The following is a 21959-nucleotide window of genomic DNA, read 5'->3' as shown; positions in this document are numbered from 1 at the left end:
ATTGGTTGAACAGAAATCAATGAATGGTAGATAATTTTAATGGAATTGTATAAAACTAAAATTTGACAGACCCCAAAAATAAAAGTAATATTATTCTAAATTTAATAAAAGTTGCAATGATGGAACTAAGTAGTATAAATATCAATGTTTCAGAGAGTCGATGGTGCTGTGAATCGATACATATATTTGTATGAATTACTTTCTTGAGCTTCTGATACGAATTCTTTAATAGTTAGTAGTATTAGACGGTAAACCCGATATCTTTTTGAGTGAAAGAAGAGTTAATCTCATTCTTTAACTTGGGTGGTAACGCGTGATAAAGGCACGTCCCATGGTAGGGGCGTGCCTTTTTGTATTTTAAAAAGGGGGGTAATATATGAAATATGTAGATCAATTAAATAAAGAACAACAAATAGAACTTCAAAATCAGTATGAAGTACTATCTTATGGAGTAGATACTATTGCTCCTGAAGAAGAGTTTAAAGACAAAATCGCTAAGTCTATAAAAAAGAACCAACCTCTTAAGGTGAAATTAGGACTGGATCCAACTGCACCAGATGTGCATATTGGTCATACAGTTGTTTTGAATAAATTGAAACAATTTCAACAATTCGGCCATACGATTCAACTCATTATAGGTGATTTCACAGGTAAAATTGGAGATCCTACTGGGAAAGCTACAGCAAGAAAGGCTCTTACAGATGAAGAAGTACGTCATAATGCGAAAACTTACTATGAACAATTTGGAAAAGTAATAGATATAGACGCAGTAGAACTCCACTATAATTCTCAATGGTTATCCAAAGTGGATTTCACTGAAGTAATTCAACTTGCGAGTAATGTTACTGTTGCTCGTATGCTAGAAAGAAAAGACTTTCATCATCGATACCAATCAAACAAACCTATTTACCTTCATGAGTTTTTCTATCCAGTTATGCAGGGGTATGATTCACATATTTTAGAATCAGATATTGAATTAGGTGGGACTGATCAAGAATTTAATGTGCTATTCGGTCGTCAAGTTCAGGAACAATTTGGTCAGGAAAAACAAGTTGTTTTACTTCTACCTTTAATAGAAGGACTAGATGGAATTGAGAAGATGTCAAAATCTAAGGACAACTATATTGGAATAGATGAAAGCCCAAACGACATATTTGGCAAAACGATGTCTATTCCAGATGAACTTATTATTAAATATTTTGAATTAACTTCAAACCTTACTATAGATGAGGTGTCCCAAATAAGAACTCAACTTGAAAACGGTATACTTCACCCCAAAGATGCAAAAATTCGCTTAGCACATTCTTTTGTTGAGATGCTATATGACAAAGAAGAAGCCAAAAGAAGTCAGGTTAATTTTGCTAATATATTTCAAAAAAATAAAATGCCTGAAGAGGTGCCCGAAGTAGTTTGGGGTAAAGAATTAAGCATCGGTATATTAGATCTAGTAACGGAACTTGATTTGTTACCTTCCAAGAGTGAAGTGAGGAGAATGATAAAGAATGGTGGTATTCGAATAAACCAAGAAAAGATAATTGATCCATTAACAACAGTTCAAGTTATTGATGGAATTATTGTGCAAGTTGGAAAAAGAAAATTTGTTAAGTTGAAATTAAATAATTAATACCAACCAAGGCGTAATTTCAAAAGGATTACGCCTTTATTATACGAAATAGTGTGAAATATGAAGATTAGAAAGGCGACTTGTAACAGAAGCAGAGGGTGTGGAAAGAGAAAGTTAGAATTCATTTTCTTGTTAAACTGAAGCCCTAGATTATGGAAGACTGAACTTCGAGACATTCCGGTGGTTTCCGTTACCAAGGATGGCGTTAGAAGGTCCGGGAAATCGCTCGCTTTCCGTGCACAGGAGGAAAAGGAAGTCGACAAATGTCATTGATCAAAACAAGGATACCTCGTCCCTAGACTCTGGAAAACTATCAATCTTATCCTTAAAAACAGCCTACTTTAATAGTGGAATAAGTTCATATCTATCATCCATTTATTAAAAAACTATACATCTCGCCCTTCCAATCTACTCCTTATTTGAATTATATATAATAGGAGGTGAGATTAATGTTTGCTTTAAATGGAAACTTGAGAGAATTAAGAAAAGCTTTAAAAAAGGCGAAGAAAAAAGGTGAAACAATTGAAATAATTACAGCTGCAACCCCGCCGGCTGGACGGCCGCCAAATATTAGAGGAACAGTAGTAGAGGTTAATTGTGCTACTTTTGTACTTGAGCTATCTGGAGGACCTGATCGTGAAGGGATCTATTCAATTGCTCAATTAATAGGAATTGTTCCAGGTTCTGGGGATGAAGATTAATATTAATAAGTTCCGTTCTCCACTTTTTTAAAAGTGGGGACTGAGAACTTTGACATTGCTCCATTGTGTTTTACATATCTTTGTTGCTCCGTCTGAACTAATTATAAAAAGGTTGGTTTTTTGGGGTAACTGGTTACCTTTTGGAAAAATTTATGGTACGATTTCTCGTAATATGTTCATGGTACATAACATAAGATTATTTGTATTTTCTAGATAAGTAGAGGGAGATTTATATATGAACAAAAACTTACTATTTTTGTGTGCATCATTGATTTTCATCTTGACAGGCTGCGTCAAAGGGGACTTTGGTGTGAAAATCAACAAAGACGGAAGTGGTGTAAATACCATAACATTAGGGGTAGAGGAAGATAACTATGAACAGTTTGGGGGAAGCGGGGAGGATACCCTTTCATCCTCTAATGATGAGCTTGAAACACAAGGGTATATGGTTGAAAAATTTAACGAAGATGGCTATACAGGCTTTAAAGCAACAAAAGAATTTGACGATGTTAGTCAAATGACAGTGATCCCGGAAACTGATGGAGCCAGCGAAGAAAATTCGGAGTCAGAAGGAAATGAAGAAAGCAACCCAATGGATATGAATGTTAGTGAAGGTTTCTTCACGACCACTTATACCTTAGAAGGTGAAATAGATCTTGAAAACTCAGAGTCTTTAGGTGGTATGGAAGGTATGATTGCCGACCAAATGGATTTTACATTCACGCTTGATTTACCTGTGAAAGCAAAAGAACATAATGCTGATGAAGTCGATGGTAAGGTGTTAACGTGGGAGATTAATCCGACGGGAAGTACAGATGTAGTGGTGGAAGCTGATGCCCCTAACCTATCCAATATCATAGTCGTAGGTATAGGCGTGATTGTTGTCTTGGGCCTAGTGGTTATCGCGGTTATTCGTAGAGGCAGTCATAAGGATTGATCATAGAAGATAAAAGCTGAAAAGGAAACTCTTCCTTTTCAGCTTTTATTGTTTGGCTAAATACAATCTATTCAAACAAAGCTTTCACTTGAACTAAATCTTGAATACTGCCGTCTCTTGCACTTCTCGTGTACACCCAGATTTCACCTTCAGTAGTAGAGGGGGAACGGTCAAAATTAATTGAAGTTGAAAAGGATCCAAAAGCCGGCCCACCGGCAGAGGCTTGCATTGACTTTTCTTTTGTCACTACTTGATCATTATCATCGATGATGCGGTAAAGTACCGTACCTTCAAAGGCGCGGGCAAACCCTCGTAATCTTTGACCTTCACGAAGTGTTGTGCTCGGAAGTGGACGAAAAACAACTATATTTGCTGAGGATGGAAGGGGAATAATCAATCGAAATCCTGGATAAATGACATCAGGGGACAAACCAGGTCGCTCACGGTTGGCTTCTAATAAAGCAGTTAGAGAAAGGCCGAACCGGTTTGCGATTTTAGTGAGCGTATCTCTTTGGGCTACTTCGTAAACGAAGGCAGGGACGAGTAAGGCTTGATTAACATAAACGAAAGTGGGATCACCTAATTGAGGGTTGATGCCTTGAAGTGAATCAGGGTTAGTCGAATATCTCTGGGCATATCGATAAAGAGAATCTCCAGGTGCAACGATTTGTTTGACTTGATGGCCACCTAACTTTGATACGATAAGTACTTGCCCTGGATAGATTAGGCCTGGATCGGTTATCGGGGGATAAAGTGCGTTTGATTGTTCAATTAGAGGAATCGTGCTTCCTAACTTATTGGCGATGGAGTATAGTGTATCACCTGGTTGTACGGTATAAATCAAATGGGAATTACGGATTATCGGCATTTTTATTCACTCCTACTCATTTTATCGGGTTCAGTTATAGAGTACAAAATATAAAATAAAGCAAATTAGTATAGGAGTTCACCTCCCCTTTTAGTGAGATGACACAACTTATTGTCATCACTTGAATTCTTATGTTAAAACGAGTGCTAATATCATGGTTAAAGTTCAGGTTTTACGAACGATTCCGAGATCATGGGGGTTCGTTACCATATAAGGGATAGGGATGGCTTTGAAACACCTCGCTTTCCTGCGGGGAACTGGCAAACCTCCTACCCCATTCGACATGGATGAACGAACCCCCGGCATAGGAGAATGCGTCGTATCTATGCTATAGAATAAAGCCTTACCCCACACGATTCTCGAGGCAAACGCCATCCTTTGTAACGGAAACCACCGGAATGTCTCGAAGCTGAGTATTTCATAATCTAGGGCTTTAGTTTAATAAGAAAATATAAAACAGAACGCTTGGATATTTTAATATCCGAGCGTTTGTCTTTACCAATTGTAATGTATCTAGTGCGTTAATCGGTTCTATAATTCTGTTGCTAATTTCCATTCTAAATACGTTTTGGCACCCCAAAACCGAACTACTTACAAGTAATGACCCATGTTTTAAATCTATTTAAGGCTTGATAAATATGGCCTCTAGTTGAGGGTTCTGTTCGGTAAAACCGACGGCAACAGCAGTGTAAGCCTGGTTAGGATTTAATGTTGCATTTGGAACATTTAACACGACTTGATTGGAACCAGCTGCACGTACTTCTAAATCAGCTGTTGTTGGTGATAAAGTAAGGTATCGCGTTGCTTTTCCGAATGGCACATTTCTAAACAGGACCTCGCCTCCTTTAATGGCGATATCAACAGATGGTGCATTCGGTGACAAGTGCCAGAAACGAATCTTTGCTTTTCCTGGTGATACGCTTTCGCTATCGATGACAGGAATCAGCTGTAAGTTATCAACTGTTCCTGCAGCGGCTACTGTATACATATTGCCAGACTCGACTTCAACCATTTGTGATAATATAGGCTTCTTGGTTTGGCCTTCAGGGTAGATGTCAATTTGATATTGACCAGCAGGTACCCTTAAATACTCGCTGCTTTGTTTATAAGAAACGCCCTGTAAAATTTGTTGACCGTTTACATAAATATCGACTGCCTGTGCATTGGGGGACGCGTGAAGGACGCGAACCATCGTTTCTCCATTCATCCCAGGCATCCCGTTCTGGCGTTCATCCATAAGTCTCTGTATGCACTCGAGATGCTTTTGATAATAATAGATATGCTTTTGAGGGTTGGTGTATTTATAATAGTTTGCCTTCAAATCGTATTTCGCAGCTTCCCATGCTAGTTGATCCGAATTTTGATGATGATACATTTGTTGAACTCCTTTCTAAAACTACCCTCATTAGCCTATTCTATGGATGAAAATTGGGATGTTGTCCTAGGAACTTTTTAACTATCTTATTCAACTTTGAGACATTCCGATGGTTTCCGTTACAAAGGATGGCGTTAGAAGGTCCGGGAAATCACTCGCTTTCCGTGGGCATGTGTTGAGCTTCCTCAGGCTACGCCTTGCGGGATCTCACCGATCATGTTCATCCCACAGGAGTCTTGCGATTTCCCAGACCTTCTTGCTTCGTAAGGAGAACGGAAACATCTTCAAGTGCGAACCACCATGACTCGGAATGAGCTTTCCTTAGAGATAACTGCCCGCTAGTACAAGCGATAGCAACAGTGCATCTATAGCCCAAGATTATGAAAGGCTCAACTTCAGATATTCCGGTGGTTTCCGATACCAAGGATGGCGTTAGAAGGTCCGGGAAATCACTCGCTTTCCGTGGGCATGAGGTGAGCTTCCTTAGGCTACGCCTTGCGGGATCTCACCGATCATGTTCATCCCACAGGAGTCTTGCGATTTCCCGGACCTTCTTGCTTTCGTAAGGAGAACGGAAACATCAGATGCGGTGATTCAAGTGAAAAAGCATTCCCTATGAGTGAGAATTGTGCTGGAAGGTGCTTTCATGCATATCGCTTAAGGCCTCGGATTATTCAATAAAAGAATGGTGGCTCCGTTGCTTTTCATCGGAGAATGGGGATGGGAAACGACTCGCTTTCTACGGGCAGACGCCGAGTCTTCTCGAGCTTTGCTAAGGCAACTGAAAAACGTAATATAAGAGAACAATAACTAAATCAATCAATATAAAGAAGGCAAAGTCGATGGGATCACTGATATAGTGGGTGGTCTCATTGTATTTTTCTTTGTAAAGACTTGGCCTCACTTTGCTCTGTGGGGCTCGTCTAGTCCGCTTTTCCCGCCCCTCTCTGCTTGATCACAAACGGACCCGAATAAGGGCCTCCATAATGAAAATAGAGGATAAATATGCTGTTATAACAAGAGCTACGTGCCGACTTCTTAGATTCGTAGATGTTCCGTCCCTCTTCTCTCATACCGATGACGGAACAGCCACACAATCATCTAGGAATCTAGTCTTCAACAATCCTGCCAAATTAACTTAAGTACATTGCTTCACCACCTCTATACTTGTTTTAACATTGATTTGGTATGTGCTTTAAACAAGTCTGAATTTTGTTTCACAGGTGTTAAAAAGTTAATCTTCGAGTGAATAACTAAAAGAAACCTAGAATAGTATCAAATCACTCCGCAGTTTTAATATAAAGTTTTTAAATTCCAAAACGATTAGCTTAAAGTTCCTTATCTGTCATACGCACGACTTACATTAGTGATGGATATATAACAGTAAGTTCGCTTCCTGCTACTTTCGTCCGTGGAAAGTGAGCAGAGACTCTATCCAATCAACACTCCCATACTGTAAATCAATATCTGAAACTACTAATTCCTATTTAATTGCCTTATTTTATGAAAAGGATTACAATGAAATTAATCAGGTCATCTGATGACTTTCGTTCCATGAGAGGAAATAGTGCAATAGGAGGGGTTTTTATGCTGTTGTTAGTAGCGTTTAGTGCAATCATCACACCGTTCGTTTTTCTCGTTCTTTTAAGAATGTCAGCAAAAAAAGGAATGTTCTTGAGTGCTTTAATTGTTCTTACTTTAGCATTTTTTGTATGGGGGATGGATGGGAAGGTCATCGTTGCTTCTGTTCTACAAGGAACACATAAAACGCTAACAATTTTATTTATTTTATTTGGGGCCATTGTACTGTTGAATACGCTTAGGCGGACGGGGGCTGTGGATCGGATCAATCAAGGGTTCCGTAGTATTTCCGCAGATATGCGTGTGCAGGTGATCATCGTTGCTTTTTTGTTCGGATCACTTATTGAAGGAGCGTCTGGGTTTGGTACGCCGGCTGCGGTAACTGGCCCATTGATGGTAGCTCTTGGTTTCACGCCAATGGCAGCAGCATCGCTAGCCTTGATTGCAGATAGTTCGGCTGTTTCTTATGGAGCTGTTGGAACACCGATTCAAATAGGGTTGAGCAACTTACCGAATGCTGGTGTCCCGTTATATCAAGAAATTGGCGCACAAGTGGCATTCTTGGATTTATTTACGGGGACATTTATTCCTTTCGTATTAGTGGTTGTTTTAACATTGTTTTTTGGTAAAAAGAAAGGCATGAAGGATGCATTTGAATTATTTCCATGGGCATTTTTTGTCGGGATTATATATACAACTTCTGCTTTTATATATGCAACGTTATTTGGTCATGAGTTTGTCGCAATATTAGCTTCGCTTACTGGTCTTGTTGTGGCAACGACTTCTGCTAAGAGAGGATTCCTTTTACCAAAATCAGCATGGAAAGATGCTTTGTCTGATGACGCAGTGAAAGTAGAGGAGCAACCTTCTATGTCACTGCTTATGGCATGGTCCCCCTACTTAATTATTGTGGCTTTATTATTGGTGACAAGAATTATTCCTTTCGTAAAAAATGCCACGATGAACTGGATTGATTTGACGTGGACTAACATACTTGGAGTAGAAGGGATTTCGTCAAGTTGGGAGGTCCTTTATTCACCGGGGGCGGTACTCGTCGTAGCTGCATTACTAGCGATTGTTTTACAACGTACTTCTTTCCGTCATTTTGCGGAAGCGTCTAAAGAATCCGTTCAATCAATGAAGGATGCAGCGGTTGCACTTATTGCTACGCTTGCTCTTGTTCAAGTGTTCACAAACTCAGGCTTCAATGGAGTCGATCTTATGAGCATGCCTGAATACATTGCACAAACGTTAGCGGGGAGTTTTGGGCCCATGTGGGTGCTTGTTGCTCCATTTTTAGGGGAGTTAGGTTCTTTCATTACCGGAAGTGCGACGGTTTCAACATTAACGTTTTCTCCAATTCAATACACTATCGCACATGGAACAGGACTTGATGTTAATACGGTTCTTTCTCTTCAGGTGATTGGTGCTTCTGCAGGTAATATGATTTGTGTTCATAATGTTGTGGCAGCAGGTGCTGTTGTTGGCCTCTCTGGAAAAGAGGGCGACATCATTCGGAAAACGCTCGGTCCTGCATTATTGTATGGAGCTGTAGCAGGGGTTGTGGCACTGCTGCTTAGCCTATTCATGTAAAACCAGTCAAGTAGGTCTATTTCAAATGAGAAGGAAGATAGGTTGGCTTTAGTTACATTTTACGAAAAACTGTTTATGGAAGTACTAAATAGTTCGGTTATGGAGTACAAAAACATATGTAGAGGGAAAAATAGCAACAGAATTATGGAACCAATTAACATACTAAATAACATTACAATTGGTAAAGAAAAAACGGTTGGATATTAAAATATCCAACCGTTTTTCTTTATATTTTCTTCTTCAACTAAAGTCCATACGCCGCTGACCAAGGCGCCTCCGCTTTTAAAAGTGGAGTCTCGCGATTTCCCGGACCTCCTTGCCATTGTGAGGCAGACGGAAACCTCAGTAATGGGTTCTTCAAATTGTAGGCTATTCATAGATGGGAGTGGGTGGCTAGTAAACGGGGAGGTTCCCAAGCCCCCATTCGATGTGTGAGAAACGAACCCCTTTCCCAGAAGGATCATCTTCCACTATCCGTGTTCTATTGCAATGAACCTCTCTATATCAAGGATTTTAATAGGACCGCCCGCTATCAAGATTTGCATGCAAACTTAGGAATGGCTGCCTTTTCTTGAAGGGCTATCGAGACACTTATATGGTAAAGGGGCGAACCGTTTCCCGCAGCCCCTACATTCACATAAACATCTCGAATTCAAGTCTTCAACAATACGGTTTCGTTAGTTTAATTGTAATCGTCCACAATCTATATATTTAACTCGTTATGGAAGTACTCTGCAGTTTTTTAAATGCTTGTAATTCTCACTGAAAAGGCTTACAATTATATAAATCAGGTCATCTGATGACCATAGTTTAATAGGTAGGAGAGATCGTCATCATGGAATATCAACCAGTTCGTTCTAAGAAAATTTATGAACAGGTAGCTGATGTGCTGCTAGATTCATTAAAAAAAGGAGAGTTAAAGCCTGGGGATAAGCTTGATAGCGTGGAGCATTTGGCAAAGAGCTTTAATGTTGGCAGGTCGGCGATTCGCGAGGCGTTAAGTGCACTAAGGGCAATGGGGATTTTAGAAATGTATCAAGGCGAGGGAACATATGTGAAGGCTTTCGATGCAACGAGGTTTTCGCTGCCTGTATCAGTTGCTTTTTTAATGACACGTAATGACTTGAAGGATTTGCTTGAGGTCCGTCATATTCTTGAGGTCGGAGCTGCTGAATCAGCGGCGCATCATTATACAAAGGATGACTTAAAGCCGATGGAGGACGCTTTAGTTGCGATGGAAGAGGCGAAGGGGCATGGTGAACTTGGAGAGCAGGCGGACCTTGATTTCCATGTTGCTCTCGTTCAGGCAACCCATAATCAAATGCTTACCCAACTGATGAAAAGTGTGGCAGATATTATGGTACAGGCGATGAGGGAAACACGGAAACTCCTTCATACAGAAGAAGGGGCAGAGCGGCTGCTTAAAGAGCACCGGAAGATTTTTGAAGCGGTGTCTGATCGTGATGAGACACGGGCACGGCAGGCGATGTATGAGCATTTAGCTAATGTAGAACAGTTGTTAGCAGTTTATTTAGAGTTGTAGTCAACTAAAAGGGAGAGGTGGAAAGGTGAAAGTTTCTCTATTTATTACGTGCTTGTGTGACACGATTACGCCAGAAGTCGGAAAAGATACGGTTGAGTTACTTGAGCGTTTTGGTTGTGAGGTAGAGTTCCCTGAGGGACAGACATGCTGTGGGCAACCGGCCTATAACAGTGGGTATGTAAAAGAAGCAAAGCAGGCAATGAAGCAGATGATTCAAGCATTTGAAGCAAGTGAGTATGTTGTTGGGCCATCGGGTTCGTGTGTCCATATGTTAAGGGAGTATTCAAAGGTGTTTCATGATGATCAGGAATGGAAAGAGCGTGCAGAAGACTTATATGAAAAGACGTATGAGCTGACGCAGTTTCTCGTTGATGTCTTAGGTGTAAGGGACGTTGGTTCAACTTTTCAAGGAACGGCCACATACCATCCATCCTGTCACATGACGCGCTTGCTTGGAGTCAAAGATGCACCGAAAATTTTACTCGAAAATGTAAAGGGTCTTGAGATTATTGATCTTCCTTTAAAAGAAGATTGCTGTGGATTTGGTGGAACGTTTGCAGTGAAAAATGCTGCAATCTCTGGGCAGATGGTGCAAGAAAAGAGCCAGCATATCAAAGAGACGAAAGCCCAATATTTAATTGGTGGTGATATGGGCTGCCTTATGAACATGGGTGGACGTTTGCGGCGTAACGATCAGGATGTCAAAGTTCTCCATATTGCTCAAGTATTAAACAGTCAGTAGAAAGGAGAGGAAAGATGTGAGCATAAAGATTGGCAAAAAGACGTATGCAGAACGGATTCAGGATGGCATCGACAATACGTTTATGCGCCAAGCCGTTTCTTCAGCTCAAGGGCGGTTCCGTTCAGGAAAGCTAAAAGCGGCAGAGGAGCTTGGCGACTGGGAAGACTGGCGGACACTTGGTGAAGAGATTCGTAGCCATACGATGGAGAACCTTGACTATTATTTACACCAGTTGAGTGAACAAGTGGAAAAACGCGGTGGAAACGTCTTTTTTGCAAAAACAGCAGAGGAAGCGAATCAATACGTTCAGAAAGTCGCCCGCGAAAAAGAAGCGAAAAAAATCGTCAAATCAAAATCGATGGTCACTGAAGAAATTGGCTTAAATGAAGCGCTAGAAGAAAGTGGATGTGAAGTGGTGGAGTCCGACTTAGGGGAATGGATTTTGCAACTGGATGAAGATCTTCCTTCTCACATCGTCACCCCAGCCCTACACAAAAATAAAGAACAAATTCGTGAGACGTTCGTAGAGAAAAAGGGTTATACAGGAACGGATGATCCAGTGGAGTTGGCAGCGTTTGCTCGAGAACAACTGCGAAAGGACTTCCTTTCTGCTGATATTGGTGTGACAGGTTGCAATTTTGCGGTCGCTGAATCTGGCGCTGTCACGCTGGTTACAAATGAGGGGAATGCGCGGATGGCCACGTCATTGCCTGAGACTCAAATTTCAGTAATGGGCATGGAACGCATTGTCCCAACATGGGAGGATCTTGAGGTTGTCGTTAGTTTGCTAACCCGTGCGGCAGTGGGGCAAAAGTTAACAAGCTATATTACCGCATTAACGGGTGTGAGACTAGAAGATGAAGTGGACGGTCCAGAAGACTTCCATCTGGTTATCGTTGACAATGGTCGTTCGAAAATCCTCGGAACGGAATTTCAATCCGCATTGCATTGCATTCGTTGTGCAGCTTGTATAAACGCGTGTCCAGTTTATCGACACGTCGGCGGTCATTCATATGGCTCTATTTATCCGGGACCAATTGGCGCTGTGCTCACTCCATTGCTTGATGGTTATGAAGATCACAAGGACTTGCCATATGCTTCCACATTGTGTGGCGCATGTACAGAGGCATGCCCAGTGAAGATTCCACTCCATGAACACTTGATTCGGCATCGTGAAATTATTGTGGAACGAGAAAACATGGGTTCAAAAGCCGAGGGCATAATGATGAAAGGCTATGCTAAATGGGCTTCAACTTCAGCTGCCTACAAGCTGAGTACAAAAATGGCACATACGGCTCTTAAGCCATGGACTGAGGATGACTTCATCAAAAATGGTCCAGGACCGCTAAAGGGATGGACAGCGTCCCGAGATTTCCCGGCTCCTGCTCGGCAAAATTTCCGGAACTGGTACAAAGAACGAGAAAAGAGGAGGCCAAAAGAATGACAATCCACCACCGCGAAAGTTTTTTAGATGGGGTAGCAGAGCAGCTTGGACGTCCAAGGCGCACACAGGTCGAATCGCCAACGTATTCGGTAAAACCGCAGGAACGTGTGCTAGCTGGCGCGACAGCAGATGAACTTGTTGATGTATTAGAAAAGCAGTGCCAGGTAATCCATACAAGCATTGAAAAAGCAACGCTTGAGACACTGCCAGAAACCGTTTATACAGTACTTGACGGGTATAGTGCACACCGGGTAGTAGCGGCAGGTGGCCCTCGTAATCTAGAAAGTGGTATGGGCAAGTTTTACAAGCAATTAGGTCTAGAAGGATATGATGTCCATATATGGGATGAACATAAAGGACGCCAGAACGTCAATTTTGCAGAAAAAGCAGGAGCGGGCATTGTGTTTAGCGACCTAACGCTTGCAGAATCGGGAACCGTGGCGCTCTTTAACGATCGCTACAATGGCCGTTCGATTAGCCTGTTACCTGAGACATTTATTGCTATTATTCCAAAAAACACACTCGTTCAGCGTATGACCCAAGCTGGCCATCTGATTCATTCAGAAGAATTGAAAGGAAACCCTGTGTCGTCGTGTGTAAGTTTTGTCACAGGACCGAGTAACAGCGCTGACATTGAGATGAATTTGATCGTTGGAGTGCATGGTCCCGTGAAGGCCACATATATTATCGTAGAGGATATGTAGCTGATGCTTTGTAAAACCTTAATGTAAGTATTTTCCCGAGTGAAGAACGGTTCCGTAATGAAAACAGAGGAATGGGGTCGGGGGACCTTCCCCCATGCCATATGGAGGGTACATAACCACTTTAAATTGAGAGAACAAGGCTACCATGGTGGAAGACATGGTCGTGGTCAACTTGAAGGAATGGTTGCTGAAAATACTAATTGAATCAGGTCCATGCCTTCTTTGAAATTTGTCATCAGATAGGAAGTCGCTCAACAATGAAAGTGATTCGTCGTATTTATTTAGGCGTTCTTGCTTCGCTATAGGAGAAATGGAGTACCTTCTTATAAAAAAATGTTTCACGTGAAACATTTTCATGGGGATTTTAGTTCCATAGCCCCGCCATTATTTTATGTAACAGAGAGATTTTTCAAAAAAAGGTTGATAAAGTTTGTGAATTGTTGCACAATATAAATGTGAAGTGATTCACAAACATACTGATAGGAGTGGTCACTATGAAAACGCCTAGAAAAGAAAAAGTTAATCGGGTTGTATTAATAGGAGCAGGTCTTGTAGGTAGCAGTTATGCCTTTGCGTTAATAAACCAAGCTGTTACCGAAGAATTAGTGATTATTGACTTAGATAAAGAAAAAGCAATTGGTGATGCAATGGATTTAAATCATGGGAAAGCTTTCTCTCCTTCTTCAACAAATACTTGGTATGGCGATTATAGTGATTGTGTAGATGCTGACATTGTTTGTATTTGTGCAGGAGCAAACCAAAAGCCAGGGGAAACCCGTTTAGACCTCGTTGAGAAAAACATGAAAATATTTAAAGGTATTGTTGGCGACGTAATGAAGAGTGGATTTGATGGGATTTTCTTAATTGCAACAAACCCTGTGGATATATTAACTCAAGCAACCCAAGTGTTTAGTGGACTGCCTAAAGAACGGGTGATTGGCAGTGGAACCACTTTAGATACGGCAAGGTTTCGCTTTATGCTAAGTGACTACTTTAATGTCGCTACGCAAAATGTCCACGCATATATTATTGGCGAACATGGAGATACAGAGCTTCCTGTTTGGAGTCATGCAACGATTGGCGGTGTACCTATTTCTAAATATATAGAAATGAAGGATGCTTATCGTGCTGAAGACCTTAAGGATCTGTTTGAAAATGTGAGAGATGCAGCCTATCATATTATCCAGAAAAAAGGTGCAACCCACTACGGAATAGCTATGAGTCTCGTCCGTGTTACAAAAGCCATTCTTGGAAATGAAAATAGCATTCTCACTGTTAGCGCGAATTTAAATGGAGAATATGGTGGACATGACGTCTATGCTGGGGTGCCGACGATCGTTAACCGACAAGGAGTTCGTGAAATTTTAGAAATGGAGTTAACAGATGAAGAACAGCAGAAATTTGACCACAGTATTCAAACGTTAAAAGAGACTATGAATCCTGCCCTTGAGAAGCTGAAGGATTGACTTTTATTAGCTATTATCCATGGATTTGAGCCAGTTCGCACATATTGATAGAATTTGAAAAGACTATGTTTCTGCATTTGGCAGGGGATCATAGTCTTTTTTTGGGTTTCCATTAATGGATTAAGTTTGGAACGGCACCATGTCTCAGCAGAGTGATTCGCTTTCCCTCTCTTACCCCATCGAGATAAACGGAACCGTTAGTAACTGAATCGAATAGGTTATCCAAATCTAATAATGAGAAAAATTGATTTTTTAGTCATCTAAAGATAAAACACCATCATCCCCCTAATAAGGAAAGGTATAAGGTCTGTGATCGTTATTTTTTCTGAAAACATCTTTACTTTTGAAAAGTAGGGATGTTTTTTAATTTAGATCCTAATCCGTTACAGGGGACAAATATAATAGTTATAAAGTTCTACTAAACCTTCAAAAATGTATCTTTTAGCCGATATAAGAGCAACAGAGATTAGAATCTACTGAGGTTATTAGGGGGAGACATATGAAAAGTATACGGATTAAGATTTTACTAGGGTTTTCCGCAGTTATACTATTAACTGTTATTTTAGCTGGATTTAATTATTTTGCTACTTCTAAATCAAATGGAGACACGGAAAATATTGTTAATGAGCAGTTACCTTTATTGATCGCTGACGAAAAACTGGCGTTTAATCTAGCTCAACGAATTGCATTAACTAGGGGTTATGTTCTATTTGGTGACCAAAGCTATCTAGAAAGATTTAATGAATATACTGAGGAGAGTAAAGGTATTCAAGAAGATCTGCTAGCCCATTCAGATTCAGAACAAGCCCAAGATTTGGTGGCAAGAAGTGTTGAATGGAGAGAGATTGTAGAAAGTGAAGTATTTACAAATTACGACAACGGTAATGAAGAGGCGGCATTAGCTGCTTTAGAAGATACTGTCACGCCATTAGGTCGTGAAGTGATGGATGGATTTGAAGAGATGGCATTAACAAGAGAGGATATGATTCAGGAAGAGGGAGAGACTGTTCTTCAAAGTGGTGAGAATATGGTGACGATCGGTATAATAATCTCTATTGCTGTTGTTATAGTTGGCATTGTTTCAGCTCTTCTCATGGCTAATAGCATAACGAAGCCTATCAAAAGAGTTGTTGATCGTATGAAGGAAATTGCAGAAGGCGATATAAGCCAAGATGAAATTATCGTAAAATCTAAGGATGAAGTTAGCCAGCTTGCTGAAGCGATTAACGAAATGCAGCGATCACTAAATGAAGTGATTCATCACGTATCTTATACGTCTGATCGTGTTTCTAGCCAGAGTGAAGAGTTGACTCAGTCGGCGAATGAAGTAAAAGAAGGCAGTGATCAAATTGCTTCCACCATGCAGGAACTTTCTGCAGGCGCAGAATCCCAGGCAAATGGGGCAACCGACTTAACGGATAAAATGAGTGAATTTGTTCAGCAAATTGTAGAAGCAAATCGAAATGGGAAATCTGTTTCCGAAACGACAACTGAAGTTCTTTCCATGACAGAAGAAGGAAGACAATTGATGAAAACATCGATAGGACAAATGCATAACATTGATGAAATCGTTAAAGATGCAGTTGAAAAAGTAAAAGGATTAGATCAACAATCCAAAGAAATTTCAAAACTTGTACAGGTGATTGAGGGTATTGCTGAACAAACAAATTTATTAGCACTAAATGCAGCGATCGAAGCGGCAAGAGCCGGAGAACACGGTAAAGGATTTGCGGTAGTTGCTGATGAAGTTAGAAAACTTGCTGAACAGGTGACTCACTCTGTTGGAGATATTACCGAAATTGTACAGAACATTCAGTCTCAATCAGGTACTATGGTTGATTCCCTTGAGCACGGATACAAAGAAGTGGGCGAAGGTACAAAACAAATTGAAGTTACAGGTGAAACTTTTGAAACGATTAATGCATCCGTATCTGAGGTGGTCAATAAGGTACAAAGCATTTCAACTAACTTAGAAACCATTGTAGGAAATAGTAACGATATGAATGCTTCAATAGAAGAGATTGCATCCGTTTCTGAGGAGTCAGCCGCAGGGGTCGAGCAAGCTGCTGCATCTGCTCAACAGTCCAATAGTTCGATGGAAGAAGTATCTCACAGTGCAGATGAATTAGCACAGCTATCCGAACAGTTAACTAAACAGGTCAGTCAGTTTAAAGTCTAAGACATGGGTGTTCTCTACTGAGGTAACGTGTTCGGTTTTGAAGTGCAAAGTTGCAATTAGATTGTAAGACAACAACAGAATCACCAACTTAATTGACAAGGTAAAAAACATTATAATTAGCAAAAATGCTCTGAGGGGAAAAAGCTCAGAGCGTTTCTTTTTCTTATCTTATTCAACGAAAGCCTCCCGATTGTGGAATAAAAAAATGGCGGTTCCGTTATTTCATTAGAGAAAGGTGGTTCGGAAAGCGAGCTATTTCCCCGACCCCTTCTTCTCATATTAATGACGGAACGGCTAGCTATTGAAAGCGTGTTATTACATAATCCTGCCCGTTAGCTTAATTATATTGCTTCACAACCTCTATACTTATTTTTACAGGTGTTTGCTTTAACCTATCCATTATGCGGAGGACAAGTTTTTATATCATCTTGTTAAAACAAGTGCTATTGAACCCGTCTCTCATTTCATCTTAATAACTATTCTTTTCGTCGATACACGAACAATCCACAATGCAAGTCCGATGAGAAGTAAAGTCCCTATGAACGAAATATAAAGGGGCATTTCATCTAAATTAATCCCTGTTAAAATTTTTACAGGTGTTCCCAATTCATATTCCCAAAGATTATCAACCATTGCTACAAAACCAATTGCCAGAAGGATAAATGCTGTTCCACCTAAACCTCCAAGACGATAAAATCCAGCCCCAATCAGCCAACCTGCGATATAGTACATAAAAACATTCAAGCCAAAAGCAAGAACGGCAGTGAGCCAGGAAGTATCTTCACCAAAGAGCATAATTGTATCTGTAGTTGCAAACATTTGGTGGACAGCTGCCATTCCCCCCATAATGATTAATAACGTAATTGAAATACCTAGAGAAGATAGGGCCGTCCCAATGAAGTAATCTTTCCGAGTAACACCATGTCGTATATAAAAAGTTAGAAACGCAAAAACCGAAAGAATGCCCATAATAAGCATATAAATTTTTGATGGTTGATAAGCAAAGCTAAAGAAGTTCTGTTGAAACTCATTCCCTATCTCATGACCTAGAAAATAACGCAATGAGATATAGACTATAAATACGGATATGCTGAACCAGAGGGCAGATCTCATATTAAACCAATACATATCAAGTGTGATTTTAGGAATATTTGAAATTGATTTCATCTTAAACCTCCTCACTAGTTAAATGAATAAATAAATCTTGCAACGATACAGGTCCAACGTCTAACCCTTTTTTCTTGGCTTCATCCCGCTTTTCTTCAGATAAATCTCCGTAAACCATAACTGATTTTGTGTCGCCAAGTTGTTGATTATTCAGTTGAGTTAAATTACGGACAAATTCATCAACCTGCAAAGACGCTCCAGTGATCGAGGCTCCACGTTCAATTAATTCATCGTACGGTTTATGAAGCAATAGTTTGCCTTTATGAATCATGATCACTTCTTCAAACAAATAATCCATTTCCGACACAAGGTGAGTAGATAGAATCATCGTACGCGGGTGTCTTGCATGATCCTCCAACACCTCTTTATAAAAAATTTCTCTCGTTGGTGCATCCATTCCTAAATAAGCTTCATCAAAAATGGTAATAGGAGAGCGATCTGCTAAACCGAGAGTCACATTAAGGGAGGACTGCATACCGTTGGATAAATTTTTGATTGGCTTATCTAGCGGAAGATTAAATCGTTCAACTAACTCCATGGCATAATCGATATCAAAGTGTGGACGATAACGTGAAGCGGCCTCTAGCATTCCTTTTACCTTTTCACTTTCATCACTGTAATCAAATTCATAAATAAAACTGACCTGTGCCATAATTGATGTATTTTCAAACGGATCTTCGCCGGCAACTCTCAAATTACCCCCTGTTGGCTCACGATAGGATGCTAATAAAGAAAGAAGTGTTGATTTTCCAGCGCCATTTCTTCCAATTAATCCATAAATCTTGCCACCTTCAAGTCTGCATGTAATATCATGAAGTGCACTAAACTTTTTATAATCTACCGAGACGTTATTAAATTCTACATTTAGCGTCATTACTGATCACATCCTTTTACCTTTTTCATAAATGCGGTCAACTCACGTTCGGTTATCCCTAATTTTTCGGCTTCTTGCAGCATAGGTACGACATATTCGTCTACAAAAGCTTCCTTACGTTGCTCTACTAACTTTTCTTTTGCGCCATCAGCAACAAACATACCTACGCCTCGTTTTTTATAAATAATCCCAGCATCTACGAGTAAGTTCATACCTTTTGCCACAGTCACGTGGTTAATTTTATAAAAATTGACTAACTGGGTGGTTGAGGGAACTTGGTCTTGTTCCTTAAGCTGATCGTTCACGATTTGGTCTTCAATTCGGTCTTTAATCTGTAAAAAAATTGGTTTTTTATCATCAAATGGCCGCAACAGGAAATCACCACCTTAATCCTCTGTTATATGGTTATATAGTTATGTATATAACCATAATACTAAATGTGTGATTCGTCAAGAAAGAAATGGATTTATGGAAAGGAGGTATGCGAAGTAAATTTAATAGATTCTGATCATGCAATGAGGATGACAATAGCCTAAGCGATTGTCATCCTCATTGCATGAATAATTATTGTGAACTTAACCTTCTTAACAAAAATTGAGAAACAAACCGAGTCCCTAAACCAAAAATTAAAGCAATGACAATGCTGATCATCGTATGATTAGTGAGATCCAATCCTAACCGAAATCCAGCAACTAGCATGATCCCAGTTAAAATACCAATCATGATATCTTGTTTTGAATCCGTATCCATGTGAAACCCCTCCACTATTATTGATAACCTGTTACCTTAATACTGCACTGTTTAATAGAAAAATAAACAAAAGATAGGAATGCATGAATATGGTATTTATTCTTTGCAGGTTTTGGCAGCATGTTTATTAGATAAGTGTTATAAATAAATGAGTATTTAAATGAATGGAGAGGTAACCATATAAGGGCAGGATTGTTGAAGATTCGATTCCGAGATGATTGTGTGGAGAAAGGGGCGGTGGGGAAGGAGTCGCTTTCCGTGGGCGTGCGCTGAGTCTCCTCAGGCTGGCGCCTTCCGGGGTCTCATCTAACCCGCGTATCCCACAGGAGTCTCCCCCTTCCCCACCGCCCCTTGCCGTATATTTCCATCGGAATCATACTGTTCTCCGTTTTTGCTAAAGTATGAGAGATCTGTTATATCTATTGAGCTACTTAGATAAGTAATTAAAAAACGGGTATGATGGTCTATTTAAAATAAACCTGCCTATTAAGGGCCTTGACATAAAGCCATTGTGGTAATAATTACAGTATATAAACAGCAGTTAGGAGCTTATCACCACTTCTCCTTGTGAAGACTGTTTCTGAATTTATTTTCAGGATCTATTAATGGCAGAAGTGGATCAATTTCTGGGCACAAGTAGATCATTTCAATGGCAATATTAACAAAAAGGTTTCCCTTCCCCCATTCTCCGATGAAAAGCAACGGAACGGCCATTCTTTTTTATTAAACAAATCTTGGGCTTTACTTTAACAAACGTCATCAAAAGATCTTCATCATACACAATTTAATACATTTGTGATATATTGAAGGTCTTTTTATACAAAAAATATACTGCCATTTCATACATGGATTAAATCCAAATACAGGAATGCATGAATAAATAAAATATGCCTTAACAAACTTCAGTGTTTGTTAAGGCATAGTGTTTAATCAAGTTGCTTTTTAGAACAGAGGCAACGATCGTCTTATTTATATTTTAGTTTAAGAGTCATTCAGTTCAAAATCACAGCTGGCCTTTTCCACACCGTTGATTATAATCGACAGTGTGTGGGTTCCAGGGTAGTGTTTGCGAGTCGTCATATTTCTAAATGATTGATGTCGGCTGTAGTATTTTCTATCACCTTTACTAACCTTAGTATCACTTGCTTGGAAAACTTTACGATTTCGGTTTCCATTCTTTTTTACATAATCGATCGCATATTCAACCCGAAGTTTTGTTTTGGCCTCGGATTCAACATGAAAAGAGAAAGATAGACTCTCCCCAATTGATATAGAATGGTTCTTAAGAATAAGTTGGTCTACATGAAGGAATTCACTTGAATCATAGCCGAATAGTTTTAAGACTTGGTGATTTCCCTGCTTTAAAAGTGTGCGGCTTGCGTGGCGGAGGATCCAGTCTGATCGTTCATTATGCCCTTGCCACTGTTTTAACATGGTGATCACAAGTTCAGGGTGGGTCTTCGAGATGTCGTTTAAGTGATTGGCTACACTTTTTCGAACATAAAGCGATTGATCTTCCATTAATTTCCTTAATAGAGGGAGGAGTAGCTCAGGGTTCTTCTTAAGTGACGGAACAGATTGTCCCCAAGGAAGTCTGGGACGGGAACCTTCACTCGCCAGGCGCCTTACGTGTTCATTATTACTTTCCGACCACTTGTACATTTGCTGAAGCATCCGATCTTGATCCTTTAGTAAAAAAGCACGTACAGCAAATTCTGAAGTTGAAAACTGTGTGACTTGCTTTAAAGCCACCATGGATTCCTCCCAATCATGCAAACCATATTGCTCAATGTAATCAGGAAAAATAATACTAGACAGCCCTTTAAACTCAGGTGCCGCGCTTTTAATAACCTCTAAGGACTTTATGTAAGGTAGGGGAAGGGCCTCATGAATGGACGTAGATAAACGGCGTACTCTCTGTTTAAATTCAAGCTGATCCCAATCATTGGAATAAACAAGTTTTATGAAAAGTTCTTTATTAAATTCGCAACTTTGACCGTGAAGAGAACTAGCTAGTTTTTCAATAAGTTCATTGTTATAGACTTCTTTTACTTTTGTCATCATCAGCACCTGCTTTTCATAACGTGTTAATTCAATAGTATAGGATTTCAAAGGAAGATAACAACTTCATCTCTTAATGCGAAAATATTTTGAATAAAGTTATAAATATATAAATGAAAACGTTTCACGTGAAACATATTCGGGTTTAGAAAGAAGCCATGATGTAATTAGATAGTGTCAACGCCATGAAGATAAAGTAAATAACAGAAGGGCTTATATATCGGCGCGTTATCTTTATCCTAGCAGTGTGTATATAGTCAATACTCTGAGAGCTGTGGAATTCACCCCTAATATCAAAATAGTACAGGAGACCTTCAAACAGCCGGGAAACAAATGAAACGATTAGAATT

At 39.9% G+C, this 21959-nt stretch carries 18 protein-coding genes and 1 other annotated feature; of the genes, 11 read left to right on the top strand and 7 right to left on the bottom strand.

Annotated elements, in window-relative coordinates; translation table 11 throughout:
* The first annotated feature begins 107 nt into the window (after window positions 1-107).
* Window positions 108-335: a binding site (T-box leader), on the top strand.
* Between the two features lie 41 nt (window positions 336-376).
* The 3 genes from tyrS (at window position 377) to ACFQIC_RS18415 (ending at window position 3262) form a co-directional block, all read left to right on the top strand.
* The gene (gene tyrS, locus ACFQIC_RS18425) at window positions 377-1624 is read left to right on the top strand and encodes a tyrosine--tRNA ligase (RefSeq protein ID WP_204710207.1); all 1248 of its coding nucleotides are present in this window, start codon (window positions 377-379) and stop codon (window positions 1622-1624) included.
* Between the two features lie 449 nt (window positions 1625-2073).
* A complete protein-coding gene (locus tag ACFQIC_RS18420) occupies window positions 2074-2325 on the top strand; it encodes a hypothetical protein (protein WP_204710208.1) in 252 nt (83 codons plus the stop codon).
* Between the two features lie 235 nt (window positions 2326-2560).
* On the top strand, window positions 2561-3262 hold the full coding sequence (locus ACFQIC_RS18415; protein ID WP_204710209.1) for an LppM family (lipo)protein: 702 nt from the start codon (window positions 2561-2563) through the stop codon (window positions 3260-3262).
* Between the two features lie 67 nt (window positions 3263-3329).
* On the opposite strand, the gene ACFQIC_RS18410 is transcribed toward ACFQIC_RS18415, so the two are convergent.
* Together ACFQIC_RS18410 and ACFQIC_RS18405 are read right to left on the bottom strand one after the other, a co-directional pair.
* Window positions 3330-4130, bottom strand: a complete 801-nt coding sequence (locus ACFQIC_RS18410) for a LysM peptidoglycan-binding domain-containing protein (protein WP_204710210.1) — start codon at window positions 4128-4130, stop codon at window positions 3330-3332.
* Between the two features lie 622 nt (window positions 4131-4752).
* The gene (locus ACFQIC_RS18405) at window positions 4753-5505 is read right to left on the bottom strand and encodes a DUF4397 domain-containing protein (RefSeq protein WP_204710212.1); all 753 of its coding nucleotides are present in this window, start codon (window positions 5503-5505) and stop codon (window positions 4753-4755) included.
* A gap of 1587 nt (window positions 5506-7092) precedes the next feature.
* On the opposite strand from ACFQIC_RS18405, the gene ACFQIC_RS18400 reads away from it, so the two are divergent.
* The 8 genes from ACFQIC_RS18400 (at window position 7093) to ACFQIC_RS18365 (ending at window position 16757) form a co-directional block, all read left to right on the top strand.
* Window positions 7093-8679 (top strand): L-lactate permease, encoded by a 1587-nt coding sequence (locus tag ACFQIC_RS18400; protein WP_204710214.1) that lies wholly within the window; start codon window positions 7093-7095, stop codon window positions 8677-8679.
* Between the two features lie 42 nt (window positions 8680-8721).
* Entirely contained in the window at window positions 8722-8886 is a 165-nt protein-coding gene (locus ACFQIC_RS18395) for a hypothetical protein (protein ID WP_204710216.1), read from the top strand.
* A 628-nt stretch (window positions 8887-9514) separates the two neighbouring features.
* Window positions 9515-10222 (top strand): FadR/GntR family transcriptional regulator, encoded by a 708-nt coding sequence (locus ACFQIC_RS18390; protein ID WP_204710218.1) that lies wholly within the window; start codon window positions 9515-9517, stop codon window positions 10220-10222.
* 25 nt (window positions 10223-10247) lie between these two features.
* Entirely contained in the window at window positions 10248-10964 is a 717-nt protein-coding gene (locus ACFQIC_RS18385; RefSeq protein ID WP_204710219.1) for a (Fe-S)-binding protein, read from the top strand.
* Between the two features lie 16 nt (window positions 10965-10980).
* Window positions 10981-12408, top strand: coding sequence for a LutB/LldF family L-lactate oxidation iron-sulfur protein (locus ACFQIC_RS18380; protein ID WP_204710220.1), 1428 nt, complete (start codon window positions 10981-10983; stop codon window positions 12406-12408).
* Entirely contained in the window at window positions 12405-13112 is a 708-nt protein-coding gene (locus ACFQIC_RS18375) for a LutC/YkgG family protein (protein WP_204710221.1), read from the top strand. The genes ACFQIC_RS18380 and ACFQIC_RS18375 overlap by 4 nt, the downstream gene beginning before the upstream one ends.
* A 494-nt stretch (window positions 13113-13606) precedes the next feature.
* Complete coding sequence (locus ACFQIC_RS18370; protein WP_204710222.1) at window positions 13607-14578, top strand: L-lactate dehydrogenase; 972 nt, start codon at window positions 13607-13609, stop codon at window positions 14576-14578.
* Between the two features lie 499 nt (window positions 14579-15077).
* On the top strand, window positions 15078-16757 hold the full coding sequence (locus tag ACFQIC_RS18365) for a methyl-accepting chemotaxis protein (RefSeq protein WP_204710223.1): 1680 nt from the start codon (window positions 15078-15080) through the stop codon (window positions 16755-16757).
* Between the two features lie 459 nt (window positions 16758-17216).
* Here ACFQIC_RS18365 and ACFQIC_RS18360 read toward each other — a convergent pair whose 3' ends face one another.
* From ACFQIC_RS18360 to ACFQIC_RS18340, 5 genes are all read right to left on the bottom strand, one after another.
* Window positions 17217-17924 (bottom strand): hypothetical protein, encoded by a 708-nt coding sequence (locus ACFQIC_RS18360; protein ID WP_204710225.1) that lies wholly within the window; start codon window positions 17922-17924, stop codon window positions 17217-17219.
* A gap of 1 nt (window position 17925) precedes the next feature.
* Window positions 17926-18798, bottom strand: a complete 873-nt coding sequence (locus tag ACFQIC_RS18355) for an ATP-binding cassette domain-containing protein (protein ID WP_204710227.1) — start codon at window positions 18796-18798, stop codon at window positions 17926-17928.
* Window positions 18798-19172 carry a GntR family transcriptional regulator gene (locus ACFQIC_RS18350; RefSeq protein WP_204710285.1) on the bottom strand — a complete coding sequence of 125 codons (375 nt, stop codon included), beginning with the start codon at window positions 19170-19172 and terminating at the stop codon, window positions 18798-18800. Before ACFQIC_RS18350 ends, ACFQIC_RS18355 begins: the two co-directional genes overlap by 1 nt.
* Before the next feature lie 190 nt (window positions 19173-19362).
* Window positions 19363-19548, bottom strand: a complete 186-nt coding sequence (locus tag ACFQIC_RS18345; RefSeq protein ID WP_204710228.1) for a hypothetical protein — start codon at window positions 19546-19548, stop codon at window positions 19363-19365.
* Window positions 19549-20529: 981 nt separating this feature from the next.
* Entirely contained in the window at window positions 20530-21609 is a 1080-nt protein-coding gene (locus ACFQIC_RS18340) for a DNA alkylation repair protein (RefSeq protein ID WP_204710230.1), read from the bottom strand.
* Between the last annotated feature and the right edge of the window lie 350 nt (window positions 21610-21959).

This window comes from Halobacillus seohaensis (genome assembly GCF_042663045.1).
In the GTDB taxonomy this organism is placed as follows: Bacteria; Bacillota; Bacilli; order Bacillales; family Halobacillaceae; genus Halobacillus_A; species Halobacillus_A seohaensis.
This window is presented reverse-complemented; position numbering and strand designations above follow the sequence as displayed.